Genomic DNA, 14,378 nt, shown 5'->3' with positions numbered 1-14,378 from the left:
AAGTAGAATGACTTGAAAAAAACAAACTATGTAAACTCATGTAAAAAATTGCCTTTAGTTCGTAGTAAGGACTAAAGTCCTTACTACAAACCTTTACTCACTTCTTGCACCTAACGTAGATACCCGTAGAAAGCCAATAGACAGCACAAAACTATAACAAGATTCAAATAAGGATAGATAAGTAAATTTAGTTATAAATAGAACGTAAATGCCGTAATATTGCGTAGAAAGTAAGATTTCCGCGTCGGCGGTTACTTTTTCGCCGAAGACATGGATATGTTTGCCTTTGATACTTAAAACATGAGAGAAAAGGCGTGAAATACTTGAATTAAACAAAGCACTGATTAATGCTTGCCCACGCCCAAAAACTAGTTTATAGCCTGAAAGAACTGATGCCAACGCAGTACCAGAAAGATAATTTAGAAGCTATGCTGGCATTATTTTTAGAGGCACAAGGACACCCATTACCCGAACACAGTCAAACAAAATCTCCAAGTGCAATCAGCCGATTTCTCAATATCAATCCTTGGTCAACTAGGGAGATGATTCGTGTTGTTCGTTCCACCGCATTACAAACAGTACTCAAGGTTTTAGCATCATCTGCTAAAGGAAGAAAACCCTTTTTACAAGTAATAATTGACCTAACGACTTTAGAGAAACGAGGTAAATTTCAAGAGTTTAGTGATTTAATCAGAGTCTACAATGGTAAACGCGGTTTGCATCTGGTCGTGGTTTATTTGGTAATTGGAAGATGCCGTATCCCTTGGAATTTTAGGGTTTGGAGAGGTAAGGGAACGCCTTCCCCTGCAAAGCTAGGACTGAAACTCGTGAAACGTTTACCGCAATCTTTAACTCAACATTTCCAGACAATTATTTTAGCTGATACGGCCTTTGGCAGTATAGAATTTCTTGAGGGTGTACGTCGTCTGAAATATCATGCTATTACTGGTGTATCTATTAGCCGTAAATTAGCAGATGGTAGACTTTTAAGACGCTTACATCAGCAAGGGCAACAGGTTTATCTGTTTGGGTTAAGCTTTCCTGTTACTGTTTCTTGGTATTACTTAAAACGCGATAATGGCAAACTAGAAAAACGTTTTATTTTATCTACTCGCCCGATTAAAGCTTCTACTCTTAAATGGTGGGGTAAGCGTCGATGGCAGATTGAGGGATGGTTCAAAACCGCCAAGCACCGTTTTGGTTTACATCGCTTTGGGCAAGGAACTCTGCTGGGTATGTATCGTTGGCTTATCCTTTCTCTCACTGCTTATCTCATAGCCCATTGGAGTTATCTGCATACTCAGTCAGCATCACCACCTGATTGGGGTCAAGCTGCACAACTAGCTCTTGAATCTATTTTCCCTCAATTAGTAGTGTATCTTCTTTTACTTAACATTGAACGCCTCACTCCTCTTGCACGTAGTTGTGGTTTTGACATTCATATTTCCAGGTGCAAGATGTGAGTTTAATTATTTACACCGTTCTACTTATCAATATGTTTAAGCTATTGCAATGGGGGAAAAAAATCTTCTTGAAATTAGTGGCTAGTCTAATTTTTTATACTAGTATTCCTCTGCCTTATATCAATGGCTTAGAGTTTCAGGATGTATCCCGTTTTGCTCCGGTGGTGGGATTAATAATTGGGGGAATTCTGGGCTGTTTGGATGTGGGAATGAGTTATCTGGGTGTACCTATGTTAACTCGTAGTGCTTTGATAGTTGCTGTGTGGATGGGTATCACCGGGGGACTACATTTAGACGGGGCGATGGATACGGCTGATGGTTTGGCTGTGGGGAATCCAGAACGTAGACTGGAAGTGATGGCGGATAGTGCTACGGGTGCATTTGGGGCAATGGTAGCGATCGCCTTAATATTATTAAAAACCACTGCTTTAACTGATATCACAGACAACCGTTGGCTAATGTTGATGGCTGCTTGTGGCTGGGGACGTTGGGGACAACAGCTAGCAATTTACCGTTATCCTTACCTAAAACCCACAGGTAAAGGTGCATTTCACAAACAAGCCATCAGTTCCTACCAAGATTTACTTCCTGGATGGTTATTAATGTTGGCTGTGAGTAGCTTGTTTTACTTGCTAGATGGCAACAGGATAATTTTACCCCTAACAATAGTGATAGCTGGGAGTGCGATCGCTGCTTGCACAGGTGCTTGGTTCCATCACAAATTAGGTGGACACACAGGCGACACCTACGGCGCAGTCGTAGAGTGGACAGAAGCGTTATTTCTATGCGTACTCACCACCCTATGAATCAATTCAAAATTCAAAATTAAATGTAGCCACCCCAAGAGTTGGGGTTTCTACATATCTTGAGAAACAAAGAATTTTGGAAGAAGTACGGTTTTGAACCTAGCTTTTTCCGATAAATACTCAGCACTCAGCACTCAGCACTCAGCACTCAGCACTCACCACCCTATTTCATTGGCTGTAATTTCGTCACCTTTAATTTAAAAGGCCCTACCCCAGTTTCGCCAAAAGAACGGACACGAATAATAAAAGTCCCTGTTTCGTTGATGCGGGTAAACAGTAGAGAATTGCTAGTACCATCGGGGCCATCGTCATTTTCGGCTAATGTTGAACCGTCGGGGGCTAATAATGTAATGATGCTATCAAAACTTTCGGAACTTAAATCAACAGCTAAGTTATCACCCTTATTCAACTTAACAGCATAATCACGAGCAAACCCACCTTGACCGGTAGGGATGTCCTTTTCTGAGAGGGTGTCACTAATTTCTTTAAAATCAGTCAACATAATTGGACTGTACAACTTACTGTTTTGAGCAAAAGTTGTGGTTGTCGTGATACCAATTACAAATAATGTTGTGGGCAATAGGATAATTCTACGGAAATTATTAATAATAAATTTACTGAGCATAATAGGCAATGTTCCCAAAATCACAGGGCAATTTGGTTAATTATAGATTTTTCACAGATAAATTGACCATTAATTTTTGCTGCTTTTGTCTTTGAGGGGAGTAGCCACGGCGGCTAATCCTAAAACGACAATTCCCGATTGACGCAGGGTGGTGACAGCAGATTTAGCAGTTGCACCGGTAGTGTAAATGTCATCTATTAGCAACACTGAGGCGTTTTTGTGGTGTTTGAGCAAATCTGACTCAATCACAAAAGCTTCAGCCAAGTTTTTCTCTCGATCAGATACTGATAAACCAAACTGCGCCTGTGTTTCGCGGATTCTGGTCAAACCATTGAGTTTTAATTTTAAGCCAGTGGTTTGACAAAAGCTTTGAGCAATTAACGCCGCTTGGTTATAACCCCGTTGTTTTTGTTTGTTGGCGTGCATGGGAATGGGGATTACTACGATTTGTTTCTCTGGATGAAGGGAATGTAATAACCAAGTTTCTCCTAACCATTGTCCTAAAGGTCGAGCAATTTGGGGCTGATTTTCATATTTCATCACCGCGATCGCTCGTTTGACAAGCCCACCATACACACCCCAACTCAAAACGGGTATTGGCGGTTTCCACAAAGCTTGGGGTTGGGGATGATGACATTTTTGTAATTGTCTAGTGCAGTTTTCGCAAACTACACCAGATGTGGAACGCTGGCACAAAGGGCAGTTAGATTGTAAAAATAAATCCAGAAACCCTTTGAGCATAATTTAAAACCTTCCCCATTCCCTATTCCCTATTCCCCATTTAAATATTTCACATACACGCGATCGCAGCGTGCAGTTTCTAAACCTGTAGCTGGCTGATAACCGTGGTTTTCATATAATTTGACTGCTTCTACCAACACACTGGCGGTTTCAATCCAAATTTGGTTAAAACCACGGTCAGCGATCGCTGCTTCTAACTGTTGTAACAAATATTTCCCTAATCCTAAACCCCTTACACTTGGTAAAAGATACATTTTCCTAATTTCGACGGCATTTTCTCCGCGATGGGTGGGATGATATGCCCCCGTACCAACTATTTGGCTTTGGTGTTCAATTACCCAAAATTCGCCTCCTGTACTTAAGTAGCATTCTTCTACTTCCAGTACATCACGGTCAGCTCCTTTGGGTTCCCAACCCAGCCCGTATTCTGATAACACGTAACTGATGATAGCGGCGGCTTTAGTGCGATCGCTTTTTTGCCAGTTACGAATTAAGAAATCTTTGTAGTAGCTGTGCATTACTGTGTGTGGGTCAGGTGTGTACAGAAAAGTCTTCTGGATTTATTCCCGAATTTTACCCAGCATATAGCTTCTCTAGCTGATTCTAACTCAGGTGAAGCTCAAAGCATGAATTTTGCCTATGCTTAATAGTCAGCAAGCCAAGGTTTTGGGATGGAGTTGGAGGTAAGTATAACTGTGTAAATAATTCAATGCTTGTAGTCAGGACTTTAGTCCTAAGAAAAGGGCTGAAGCCCTCACTACAAGCTAATTCTCTCTAACTTTACATTAGTTGACATAGTTTGATTTATGCTCACCGACTGACTTAAATGCGATCAGATAAATCTTTTATGCTAATATTATATCTTATAATTACGAGTAACGTAACTCATAACAGGCACTGCCTTCTTATGACTAAGTATGTATGTCTTCCTCAGATGAATACCCTAAATACAAGGATAAAAGAACAGAGAGATTTGCATTAGGAGAACGGGTTAAAGAGTTTCAATCTTTTGAAAGACAAGCACAAAAAAGACTGGATATTTTAGAAGCAGCCCCAAATAAAGAAGCTTTGATGCAATTACCAAGTAATCGTTTTGAGTCGTTAGGAGGTGATAGAAAAGGTCAGTATAGTATCAGAATCAATGAACAATGGAGAATTTGTTTTAATTGGCCTGATGATTTTCTGAAGCCCTTCAATATAGAAATTATAGATTATCACTAAAGGAAAGTTAAATGGCACGTCCACCAATTCATCCAGGCGAAATTCTTGCTGATGAAATTGCAGAACTAAATATGAGTGCGAGTGATTTAGCGCGTGTTCTTCATGTTCCTAAAAACAGAATTACTGAAATTATTAATGGGAGACGAGGAATAACGGCCGATACGGCGTTGCGATTAGGACAATATTTTGGCACTGGCGGAGAATTTTGGCTCAATCTCCAGAAAAACTATGAATTGAGGTTAGCTGAACAAACAGTTGGCAAGGAAATTCAAGAAACTATCTGTCCTCGTGTCTTAGTATCCTAATTTATCAAACTTTTATTTGACACAAGGACTTAGGTCAAATTTCAGCTAATGCCTAATTTGAGTGAAACTTTACTCAAGTGATGGCAAGGTTTCTCAATATAAAAAGCAACAACTATTGCTGTTTAAACTCAACATTGAAATTGCCTCCATCACTTTGAGCATAGAGATCAAATAAGATTTAGTATTATCCTAATTCAAGCTACTCATATTGTTGAAAATTTCAATCAAGTTGCCATCAGGGTCACGAAAATGGGCTGTTCTTAATCCCCATTCTGGACGATCCATTGGCTGAGTCACAATAATGGCATTATTTTCTTTGAGATGATAATACAACTCATCAACATTATCTACAGCAAACACCAAAGCCATTTTGTTTTGACAATTCATTGCTGACGGCTGATAAGCACTGGGAATAGCTTCCGCCATTAATTCTTTTCTAAACAAAGCCAGTTTAATATAGTCGCCTGTGTGTAACTCGGCGTAACCGCTATTTTCATCACCCCAATCTATAACAAATCCCAAGACATCCCGATAAAAAAGAAAACAGTCTTTGTAATTGGAAACTAGCAGCCTGATATGTGTTAACTGTAGAAACATAAATAATGTGTGGTTCTATTAACTATGAATTCTCGGTTCTGGATGTAAATTTGCCAGCAAATCGCTTTCAATTACTGATAATTCATCTAGCCGTTGATTAACAATCTCTCGGTCAAAGTAAGTGTCTGCTAAAACCCAATAAGTACCAAAGTGTCTTGCTTCAGATGCCATTAAACTTCTATAAAATTTAGCTAATTCTAAATCAGGACAGTGTACGGCTAATAGTCCTAACCGTTCATGGCTACGGGCTTCAATTAACCCCGTTACCAGTAGGGAGTCTAAAAACCGTTCTGGTTCTTGAGGGCGGACAGCAGCTTTTAAACCTGCACCGTAGGGAGGCGGTGGTAAGGGTGCTAGAGGGATATTTCTTTTTTCTAGCCACTGATTGACTAATTCAAAATGTTCGAGTTCTTCACGGGCGATCGCTGTTAATTCTCTCACCATTTTAGTATTAGAAGGGTAGCGAAACATAAAGTTTAACGCTACACCGGCCGCTTTACGTTCACAATGAGAATGATCAAGCAAGATGATGTCTAAATTGGCGATCGCTTGTTTTATCCAAGCATCACTAGTAGGTTGCTTGAGGGCATTGATAGTTTTTAATGCAGAAATAGACACAGGGAGATAAAACTTAATAACTTTAGTTTGATATTGATTTTAATGTGAGTAATGATATTTTGCGTTATCTGTGATTAAAAAGGTTAGGTTAGGCGATCGCTGTCCATATAGTCCATATATAATAATGCCAAACATTGCAGACATGAGGTGTTAGTTACTTGACATCAATTATACCCACACTCACTGCAATATTCATAGCTAGCTGTCAATAAAAAACCCTAGTCCAACTCGCCTTAGTATTGATCAGCAATTGATCAGCAGCTACAAGTACCTGTAAAAATAGATATTATACTCAGCTAGATTAAATTATTGCGTTCTAGCTTCTGTCTAAATTAAGTAAATCACCAGAATGTAAGAAAACGCTGACCTCATGCCACAATTGCTACTGTTGACTCAGATCCAATCGTACTAATAGAGACTAAATTCCCTGACATTCTGGTGCTATCTTAGCGGTATCTCCGCCATTAGGGTAAAAGTAAAGGGCTTTGAAAGCATATAACAGTTATCATGAACTTATTGTATCAAGACACACATTTTGCTTTTGGTTTTGTTGGGGTAACAATTAATATGAAGAATTCTATAGATTTCTATCTTCTATGAAATAGGTAAAACTTATAAATTTAGAAAATACCAGTTGCGTTAAGTGAGCTAAACAAGAATTACTTGTAAACCAGGTTTACTTTAATTGCATATATTATTAAAATAACTTCAGCAAAAAATTCGCAGAACTTTACATGGATTGGATTACATTACTGCGATCGCTACAGTCTGATTTTATCAAAAGGTTATCATCTGGTTGTTTACTGCACTGCGAAACAGAAGGTCAATACAGTGAGTTAACAGTCATTTCCGGTGAACGATTAAAGGCCTTGCGAAATTTTTGCTGGCAAATGGCAGAAAAATATAAACGAGTTTCTCCAGTGCGGGATGTTTTTATTAGCTACCTCAAAGGAAAGTTAGGTGAGGAAGTCGTTAAAGAACGCCTAGCTGATTTAATTACAGAAGTAGACTATGAAAAGCGATTTGGCGGAGATGGTAAAATTGATTTTACTATGACATCTGATCCATCAATTGGCGTTGAAGTTAAATCTCGCCACGGTAGCATTGAACGAGTAAAATGGTCAGTTAGTTCCGAAGAAGTGGAAAAAAATGCAGTGGTAGTTTGCATTTTAATTCAAGAACCTGTGCATGAAGCCCAATCAGAATATCACCTATTTTTAGCTGGGTTTCTCCCTACAAGAATGATTAAGTTAAAAACGGGTAGTATCTCTTTTGGGATTGAGCAATTATTGTATGCTGGGGGATTGTATGCCTATTTAGAATATTTACAATCTCACAATCAGCATCATCCCATTACTCAATCCTATATACTAGAGAAACAGCAAATTAAAGCAGAGATACAGCAACCAATCATCGCTAGAAAGACTGAAAATAACAACGCCTTTATTTACAACAATCAAGAACTGAATACAGACTACAAAAAATTAGGTGATGAATGTTTATCCAAAGGTGAATATACAGAGTCTATCAATTATTATAGTCAGGCATTAAAATTAGATTCAATTAACGCAGAAATATACTATCAACGTGGGATTGCTTATCATCAACTAGGAGATTATGAAAAAGCGATCGCAGATTATTCTCAAGTTATAAACCTCAATACAAATGATGCCAAAGCCTACTATAAACGCGGTTCAGCATTATCACAAATAGGGAACTATGAAGCAGCGATTAATGATTATACCCAAGCGATTCTCATCAATCCTCATGTCGCTATCACCTATAAAAACCGTGCCGAAGCCCGTTCTTTTTTAGGAGATAATCAAGGAGCAATTGAAGATTACACCCAAGCAATTAAAATCAATCCCCAGTATGCAGATATATCCAAAAATCCTGATATTGCCCGTTATCTTGTCAAACACCAGCCGGGATTTAATCAAGTAATTCCGATTAAATCACAAGATGCCAATGCTTATAAAAATCGTGGAAACGTGCGAGCAGATATTGGCGATTATCAAGGCGCGATCGCAGATTATACCCAAGCATTACAGATTAATCCCCATCTAGCCGATGTGTATTATAATCGGGGCAATGTGCGCTGTGATGTAGGTGATGAAGAAGGCGCGATCGCAGATTACAATCAAGCCATCCAAATTAATAATAATTATGCCGATGCCTACTACAATCGTGGCAATGTTTATGCTGACATGAAAAATCTGCAAGCAGCAATCACAGACTTTCAAAAAGCAGCAAATATTTATCATCAAGAAGGAAATTTAGCAGCCCTTAAAGATGCAAAAGATAGAATATTAGAAATAGAAATCATAGCATCTATAGATGTGTTAAATTTTTAATTCTAAATATAATTAAATAAAATTATTTAATATTAATTTTTCTCACTCATGCGTAATTGTCATTCAAAAATGGGAAATACAAATTAGTAATCCCATAAAACCAGAGTTGACAACATGATTTTACGTTTAAAAAAACTTACTCGAGTTTGTGCTGTCCTACTATTACTTAGTGCTAGCAGCATCCATCAATCAGCTATAGCTAACACCAACAATCAAAGACAAACATTAGCAAAGCAGCACATTAAATCGGCAAATTCTCAGACAAATCCAATTTTTCAAGCAATTTTGCCTAAATTAAAGCAAAATAGCCGGATTAAAATTTTATTACCTAAATATATTCCTGAATCTGACGGCACAAACCCAATTTACGCCATTCTCGAAACATCCACACCCAAAAAATATGACATTCTCTTGGGATTCACCCCTGACTGCAATGGTGGGACAGCTTGTCGTTTAGGTGCAGTATCTGCTGAAGCCGTGACTCGCAAAACACCAAGCCTCACAGGTAAACGCGTCGTTTTAGCTAAAAGAATCACTGGTTACTTTGTCGATTCTCGTTGTGGTGCTAATTGCTCAGACGCTACCCTCACTTGGCGGCAACAAGGCGTACAGTACAGTTTAGGGTTAAAAGCCGGTAAGCGTGAATCTTTAATTAAAATGGCTAACTCTGCTATCAATCAATAAGTTGAGTGAGTGGTGAGTTATGAGTGCTGAGTGCTGAGTAGTAAGTGCTGAGTGATGAGTGATGAGTGCTAAGTGCTGTTAGCGGTAGCGCGGCGTTTAGCCCGTGCTGAGTTATGAGTGTTGATGGAGAAATAAATCCTACCTTGTCTACCTTGTCTACCTTGTCCCAAGTCCCCAATCCCCAATCCCCCCTAACTAGCGTGTTACGATCTCCTACAAAATGGGGTAAATCAAAAATGAAAGCAATTGAAGTAACTGGAAAGATTGACGCTCAAGGAAATCTAATTTTAGATGAACCGATTCATGAAATAACTTACACAGAGCAAGTAAGGGTAATTGTGTTAATTCCAGAATTGGCAGATACAGAAGAATTTGACCCAGATGATACACCAGTTGAAGAGATTAAAGCTAGCTTGAGGAGAGCCTTAGAGGAAGCAAAAGCAGGACAGCGTATACCACTATCCCAAATGTGGGAGGGTATAGATGCCGAATGAACAGCCATCGGTATTCATAGATTTAACTCCAGAATATCAACGAAACCTGCGTGATCTTGCCAAGAAATTTCGCAATATTCGCTCTGATGTTCAACCAATTATCGAGCAGTTACAACAAGGAAACTTTGTAGGTGATAGAATTAGTGGACTTGGAGAAGAATATTTTGTTTACAAGGTGAGAGTTCGTAACAGTAATATCCAAAAAGGGAAAAGCGCGGGATACCGCCTGATTTATCAAGTTGAATCACCTACAAGTCTTTTGCTGCTCACAATTTATTCCAAATCTGACAGAGAAGACATTAATACCAGTGAAATTCGAGATATTATGACTGATTTTCTTGATTAATCGAGTCACCACTGAAATATAAGCTTGATTTTTCTGATTAGCTCTTACTATTCCAGATTTTAGAATTGCTTGATAGACTCTTTTGCAACGCCAAAAATATTTACTCATATTCGCAACATCGCCAATGCAGCTTAAGTCTTATGATCAGCAATAAGGGATAAATCTAAGTATCTGGGAATGTGAGGAATGTCAAATCTGGTAAAACGTAAGTCCCGTAAACCCAAACTCAAACGCCGTCCTCTAGGATTACTCTTGACCATTCTGCTTTGGAGTTTGGCAATGGGCTGGCTATTAGCTATAGCCACTAGCGCGCAAAGTGCCACCCCCACATCAGAAATTGGTACAGTTGACGTAGTTCCTGCCAGATATCAACTAGGACAAGAACTATATTTAGAAAATTGCTCTAGCTGTCACATTGCATTACCACCGGCGGTTTTGCCCACCCAAACTTGGAAAGACCTCTTAGAAGAGTCACAACACTACGGCGTAAATATCAAGCCTTTATTAGATCCTAGTCGGAATCTAGTGTGGAGATATCTTTCCACTTTCTCTCGTTCTCACTTAAAAGACGAAGCAACACCTTATCGGGTGAACAATTCTCGCTATTTTAAAGCGTTACATCCCCAAGTCAAGTTACCGCAACCTTTGCAGATCAGCAGTTGTGTCAGTTGTCATCCCAGTGCGAAGGAGTATAATTTTCGCCAGTTGAGTTCGGAGTAGGGATTGGGGATTGGGTACTGGGTACTGGGGACTGGGTACTGGGGACTGGGGATTGGGGATTGGGGATTAGGGACTGGGGACAAGGTAGATTTTATTTCTTCACTCACCACTCAGCACTCCTCACTCACCACCGGCTAAACGCCGCGCTTCCGCTAACAGCACTCACCACTCACCACTCCTCATCTGTGGGCGAAATGATACTATTAAAGGAGTTTACAATTTGAACCGCGAAATCAAACGGATCATCTAGATATATAGATGGAACCTCAATTTTGCTATTTTGCTGTTTTTGAGTTAATTTCCCTCTCATACCTATCCATTACTTACAATGGCTAGGTTGGGTTAAGTTCTTATAATCAATATAATAATCAAACCCTTTTAATTCCCATCCCCTCAATTTAGTTCCATAATCTGCCATGCTAAAACTCTTGTTGGGCGACCCCAACGCTCGTAAGCTGAAAAAATACCAACCCTACATTACAGAAATTGATCTTTTGGAAGAAGAGATACAAACTCTTTCTGATGAAGATTTGAAAGGCAAAACAGCAGAGTTTAAACAAAGGCTTGCCAAAGGCGAAACCCTTGATGATCTTCTGCCAGAAGCCTTTGCCGTGGTGAGAGAGGCAGGAAAACGAGTCTTAGGGTTGCGACACTTCGATGTCCAGTTATTGGGCGGTGCGATTCTGCACACTGGGCAAATTGCGGAAATGAAAACCGGCGAAGGTAAAACCCTGGTGGCTACTTTACCGAGTTATTTAAATGCTCTTACAGGTAAGGGAGTACACGTAATCACGGTGAATGATTACCTGGCTCGTCGGGACGCAGAATGGATGGGACAGGTGCATCGTTTTCTGGGTTTGAGCGTGGGTTTAATTCAATCAACCATGAATCCCAGTGAACGTAAGAAAAATTATGATTGTGATATAACTTACGTTACCAACAGTGAAGTCGGCTTTGACTATCTGCGGGATAACATGGCGACATCGATGGCTGATGTTGTACAGCGTCCTTTTAACTACTGTGTAATTGACGAAGTAGACTCAATCTTAGTTGATGAGGCGCGGACACCCTTAATTATTTCTGGTCAGGTAGAAAGACCGACAGAAAAGTATCTCAAAGCGGCGGAAATTGCTTTGACGCTGAAAACTGAAGAACATTATGAGGTGGACGAAAAAGCTCGTAACGTTCTGTTAACAGATGAAGGTTTCGCAAAGGCGGAAGAACTTTTGGGTGTAACAGATTTATTCGACCCCGAAGATCCTTGGGCGCATTTTGTCTTTAATGCGATCAAAGCGAAAGAACTGTTCCTCAAAGATGTCAACTACATTGTCCGTAATGGGGAAGTGGTAATTGTTGATGAATTTACCGGACGGGTGTTACCTGGAAGACGCTGGAGTGATGGCTTACACCAAGCTATTGAAGCTAAAGAACACGTAGAAATTCAGCCAGAAACCCAAACCCTGGCAACAATTACTTATCAGAACTTGTTCTTGCTGTATCCCAAATTGTCAGGGATGACAGGAACGGCGAAGACAGAGGAAGCCGAGTTTGAAAAGATATACAAATTAGAAGTTACAGTTATTCCCACCAATCGAATCAGAAAACGGGAAGACTTATCTGATTTGGTATTTAAGAAAGAGACTGGTAAATGGCGGGCGATCGCTAATGAATGTGCCGAAATGCACGAACAAGGTAGACCAGTCCTCGTGGGAACTACTAGTGTAGAAAAATCAGAATATCTCAGCCAATTACTCAAAGCACAAGGCATTCCCCACGAATTACTCAACGCTAGACCAGAAAACGTAGAACGGGAAGCGGAAATTGTCGCTCAGGCAGGACGCAGAGGTGCTGTTACTATCGCCACTAACATGGCGGGACGTGGTACGGATATCATTCTTGGTGGTAACTCCGAATACATGGCGCGCTTGAAACTGCGGGAATATTTAATGCCCCGTATTGTCAGACCAGAGGACGAAGATGTATTTGGCGTACAAAGGGCATCTGGTTTACCTGGTGGACATGGCGGCGGTCAGGGTTTCACCCCTGGAAAGAAAGTCAAAACCTGGAAAGCTTCACCAGAGATTTTCCCCACCCAACTTTCTCAAGAAGCCGAAAAATTATTAAAAGAAGCTGTAGATTTTGCAGTGCGTGAGTATGGCGATCGCGCTTTACCAGAACTAGAAGCAGAAGATAAAATCGCCGTAGCTGCCGAGAAAGCACCCACCGACGACCCCGTAATTCAGAAATTGCGGGATGCTTACAAGCGGGTAAAACAGGAATACGAAGAATTTACCGAGCGCGAACATAATGAAGTGATAGAACGGGGTGGACTGCACGTCATTGGTACAGAACGCCACGAATCACGCCGGATTGATAACCAGTTGCGGGGACGCGCCGGACGACAAGGCGACCCTGGTTCAACAAGATTCTTCCTGAGTTTAGAGGATAACCTACTGCGGATTTTTGGAGGCGATCGCGTTGCCGGTCTAATGGAAGCCTTCAACGTAGAAGACGATATGCCCATTGAGTCGGGAATGCTAACCCGCAGTTTAGAAGGCGCGCAAAAGAAAGTTGAAACCTACTACTACGACATCCGTAAACAGGTGTTTGAGTATGACGAGGTGATGAACAACCAACGCCGCGCCATCTACGCCGAACGTCGCCGGGTTTTAGAAGGTCAAGACCTGAAAGAACAGGTGATTAAGTACGCCGAAAAAACGATGGACGACATCGTTGACTACTACATCAACCCTGATTTGCCCTCGGAAGAGTGGGAATTAGACAAATTGGTGGAGAAAGTTAAGGAGTTCGTCTATTTGCTGTCTGATATGCAGGCTAGTCAACTAGAAGACATGGGAATGGGCGAGATTAAAGCCTTCCTGCATGAACAGGTACGCATTGCCTATGACCTCAAGGAAGCGCAAATTGACCAAATTCAGCCAGGATTAATGCGTCAAGCTGAACGGTTCTTCATTTTGCAGCGCATTGATACCCTGTGGCGGGAACACCTGCAACAAATGGACGCTTTGCGTGAGTCCGTTGGTTTGCGTGGTTATGGACAGAAAGACCCGCTTATTGAGTATAAGAGCGAGGGTTATGAGTTGTTCTTGGATATGATGGTCAACATCCGCCGGGACGTGGTCTACTCGCTGTTTATGTTCCAGCCTCAGCCGCAGCCAATGGTGCAAACTTCTGAGATGGTGTAAGGGAATAATTTCACGCAGAGACGCAGAGGCGCGGAGAGTTTTAGAAGTGCCTCTGCGTTTTTTGTGTAGGTTAAAAGTTAGGAGTTTTCAAAATTTAGACTTACACCATTTCACGAAAAACCTGATACAGATGTAAACCCTGAAGGCTTTGCTGCATCTAAGTTTTTTAATTACGAATTGCGAATTGCGAATTGTGAA

Annotated in this window: 15 protein-coding genes and 1 pseudogene; 10 read left to right on the top strand and 6 right to left on the bottom strand. The window is 40.6% G+C overall.

The genetic code is table 11. The annotated features are described in order from the left end of the window. Positions 1-93: 93 nt before the first annotated feature. The gene (locus tag ACQFX9_RS27465; RefSeq protein WP_427159696.1) at positions 94-336 is read right to left on the bottom strand and encodes a hypothetical protein; all 243 of its coding nucleotides are present in this window, start codon (positions 334-336) and stop codon (positions 94-96) included. A gap of 11 nt (positions 337-347) precedes the next feature. Here ACQFX9_RS27465 and ACQFX9_RS27460 point away from each other — a divergent pair. After that, a pseudogene (locus ACQFX9_RS27460) lies at positions 348-1,406 on the top strand (transposase); the annotation flags it as partial. A gap of 89 nt (positions 1,407-1,495) precedes the next feature. Continuing rightward, positions 1,496-2,269, top strand: coding sequence for an adenosylcobinamide-GDP ribazoletransferase (cobS, locus tag ACQFX9_RS27455; protein WP_427163016.1), 774 nt, complete (start codon positions 1,496-1,498; stop codon positions 2,267-2,269). A gap of 163 nt (positions 2,270-2,432) precedes the next feature. Here cobS and ACQFX9_RS27450 read toward each other — a convergent pair whose 3' ends face one another. The 3 genes from ACQFX9_RS27450 to ACQFX9_RS27440 all read right to left on the bottom strand — a co-directional run bounded on the left by ACQFX9_RS27450 (position 2,433) and on the right by ACQFX9_RS27440 (position 4,153). Then, on the bottom strand, positions 2,433-2,894 hold the full coding sequence (locus ACQFX9_RS27450) for a PPC domain-containing protein (RefSeq protein ID WP_236141153.1): 462 nt from the start codon (positions 2,892-2,894) through the stop codon (positions 2,433-2,435). 69 nt (positions 2,895-2,963) lie between these two features. Then, complete coding sequence (locus ACQFX9_RS27445; RefSeq protein WP_427159695.1) at positions 2,964-3,635, bottom strand: ComF family protein; 672 nt, start codon at positions 3,633-3,635, stop codon at positions 2,964-2,966. A 29-nt stretch (positions 3,636-3,664) separates the two neighbouring features. Then, positions 3,665-4,153 carry a GNAT family N-acetyltransferase gene (locus ACQFX9_RS27440; RefSeq protein ID WP_427159694.1) on the bottom strand — a complete coding sequence of 163 codons (489 nt, stop codon included), beginning with the start codon at positions 4,151-4,153 and terminating at the stop codon, positions 3,665-3,667. A 403-nt stretch (positions 4,154-4,556) separates the two neighbouring features. Here ACQFX9_RS27440 and ACQFX9_RS27435 point away from each other — a divergent pair, with 403 nt between their 5' ends. Together ACQFX9_RS27435 and ACQFX9_RS27430 are read left to right on the top strand one after the other, a co-directional pair. Beyond that, positions 4,557-4,856 carry a type II toxin-antitoxin system RelE/ParE family toxin gene (locus ACQFX9_RS27435; protein ID WP_427159693.1) on the top strand — a complete coding sequence of 100 codons (300 nt, stop codon included), beginning with the start codon at positions 4,557-4,559 and terminating at the stop codon, positions 4,854-4,856. 11 nt (positions 4,857-4,867) lie between these two features. Beyond that, a complete protein-coding gene (locus ACQFX9_RS27430; RefSeq protein ID WP_427159692.1) occupies positions 4,868-5,161 on the top strand; it encodes a HigA family addiction module antitoxin in 294 nt (97 codons plus the stop codon). 189 nt (positions 5,162-5,350) lie between these two features. On the opposite strand, the gene ACQFX9_RS27425 is transcribed toward ACQFX9_RS27430, so the two are convergent. Both ACQFX9_RS27425 and ACQFX9_RS27420 read right to left on the bottom strand, forming a co-directional pair. Further along, the gene (locus ACQFX9_RS27425) at positions 5,351-5,758 is read right to left on the bottom strand and encodes a VOC family protein (protein ID WP_427159691.1); all 408 of its coding nucleotides are present in this window, start codon (positions 5,756-5,758) and stop codon (positions 5,351-5,353) included. An 18-nt stretch (positions 5,759-5,776) separates the two neighbouring features. Further along, on the bottom strand, positions 5,777-6,376 hold the full coding sequence (locus ACQFX9_RS27420) for a tRNA-(ms[2]io[6]A)-hydroxylase (RefSeq protein ID WP_427159690.1): 600 nt from the start codon (positions 6,374-6,376) through the stop codon (positions 5,777-5,779). Between the two features lie 734 nt (positions 6,377-7,110). On the opposite strand from ACQFX9_RS27420, the gene ACQFX9_RS27415 reads away from it, so the two are divergent. The 6 genes from ACQFX9_RS27415 to secA all read left to right on the top strand — a co-directional run bounded on the left by ACQFX9_RS27415 (position 7,111) and on the right by secA (position 14,180). Next, positions 7,111-8,730, top strand: a complete 1,620-nt coding sequence (locus ACQFX9_RS27415) for a tetratricopeptide repeat protein (protein WP_427159689.1) — start codon at positions 7,111-7,113, stop codon at positions 8,728-8,730. Positions 8,731-8,844: 114 nt separating this feature from the next. After that, the gene (locus ACQFX9_RS27410; protein ID WP_427159688.1) at positions 8,845-9,414 is read left to right on the top strand and encodes a hypothetical protein; all 570 of its coding nucleotides are present in this window, start codon (positions 8,845-8,847) and stop codon (positions 9,412-9,414) included. A 236-nt stretch (positions 9,415-9,650) separates the two neighbouring features. Then, positions 9,651-9,908: a hypothetical protein gene (locus ACQFX9_RS27405; protein WP_427159687.1), complete on the top strand. Its 258-nt coding sequence runs from the start codon at positions 9,651-9,653 to the stop codon at positions 9,906-9,908. Continuing rightward, the gene (locus tag ACQFX9_RS27400; protein WP_427159686.1) at positions 9,898-10,254 is read left to right on the top strand and encodes a type II toxin-antitoxin system RelE/ParE family toxin; all 357 of its coding nucleotides are present in this window, start codon (positions 9,898-9,900) and stop codon (positions 10,252-10,254) included. Before ACQFX9_RS27405 ends, ACQFX9_RS27400 begins: the two co-directional genes overlap by 11 nt. A 186-nt stretch (positions 10,255-10,440) precedes the next feature. Beyond that, positions 10,441-10,974, top strand: a complete 534-nt coding sequence (locus ACQFX9_RS27395) for a cytochrome C (protein WP_427159685.1) — start codon at positions 10,441-10,443, stop codon at positions 10,972-10,974. Positions 10,975-11,390: 416 nt separating this feature from the next. Further along, on the top strand, positions 11,391-14,180 hold the full coding sequence (gene secA / locus ACQFX9_RS27390) for a preprotein translocase subunit SecA (RefSeq protein WP_427159684.1): 2,790 nt from the start codon (positions 11,391-11,393) through the stop codon (positions 14,178-14,180). Positions 14,181-14,378: the final 198 nt, after the last annotated feature.

It is taken from the genome of Aliinostoc sp. HNIBRCY26 (genome assembly GCF_050235535.1).
Classification (GTDB): Bacteria; Cyanobacteriota; Cyanobacteriia; order Cyanobacteriales; family Nostocaceae; genus Trichormus.
The sequence above is the reverse complement of the archived record's forward strand: the minus strand, read 5'-3'. Positions and strand labels throughout refer to the sequence as shown.

What these genes read in the sequence shown, in the direction of transcription:
- ACQFX9_RS27410 (WP_427159688.1), top strand. Translation starts at nt 8,845, where the DNA reads ATGATTTTACGTTTAAAAAAACTTACTCGAGTTTGTGCTGTCCTACTA.
- ACQFX9_RS27395 (WP_427159685.1), top strand. Translation starts at nt 10,441, where the DNA reads ATGTCAAATCTGGTAAAACGTAAGTCCCGTAAACCCAAACTCAAACGC.
- ACQFX9_RS27435 (WP_427159693.1), top strand. Translation starts at nt 4,557, where the DNA reads ATGTCTTCCTCAGATGAATACCCTAAATACAAGGATAAAAGAACAGAG.
- ACQFX9_RS27405 (WP_427159687.1), top strand. Translation starts at nt 9,651, where the DNA reads ATGAAAGCAATTGAAGTAACTGGAAAGATTGACGCTCAAGGAAATCTA.
- ACQFX9_RS27400 (WP_427159686.1), top strand. Translation starts at nt 9,898, where the DNA reads ATGCCGAATGAACAGCCATCGGTATTCATAGATTTAACTCCAGAATAT.
- ACQFX9_RS27440 (WP_427159694.1), bottom strand. Translation starts at nt 4,153, where the DNA reads ATGCACAGCTACTACAAAGATTTCTTAATTCGTAACTGGCAAAAAAGC.
- ACQFX9_RS27450 (WP_236141153.1), bottom strand. Translation starts at nt 2,894, where the DNA reads ATGCTCAGTAAATTTATTATTAATAATTTCCGTAGAATTATCCTATTG.
- ACQFX9_RS27445 (WP_427159695.1), bottom strand. Translation starts at nt 3,635, where the DNA reads ATGCTCAAAGGGTTTCTGGATTTATTTTTACAATCTAACTGCCCTTTG.
- cobS (WP_427163016.1), top strand. Translation starts at nt 1,496, where the DNA reads ATGTTTAAGCTATTGCAATGGGGGAAAAAAATCTTCTTGAAATTAGTG.
- secA (WP_427159684.1), top strand. Translation starts at nt 11,391, where the DNA reads ATGCTAAAACTCTTGTTGGGCGACCCCAACGCTCGTAAGCTGAAAAAA.
- ACQFX9_RS27425 (WP_427159691.1), bottom strand. Translation starts at nt 5,758, where the DNA reads ATGTTTCTACAGTTAACACATATCAGGCTGCTAGTTTCCAATTACAAA.
- ACQFX9_RS27415 (WP_427159689.1), top strand. Translation starts at nt 7,111, where the DNA reads ATGGATTGGATTACATTACTGCGATCGCTACAGTCTGATTTTATCAAA.
- ACQFX9_RS27430 (WP_427159692.1), top strand. Translation starts at nt 4,868, where the DNA reads ATGGCACGTCCACCAATTCATCCAGGCGAAATTCTTGCTGATGAAATT.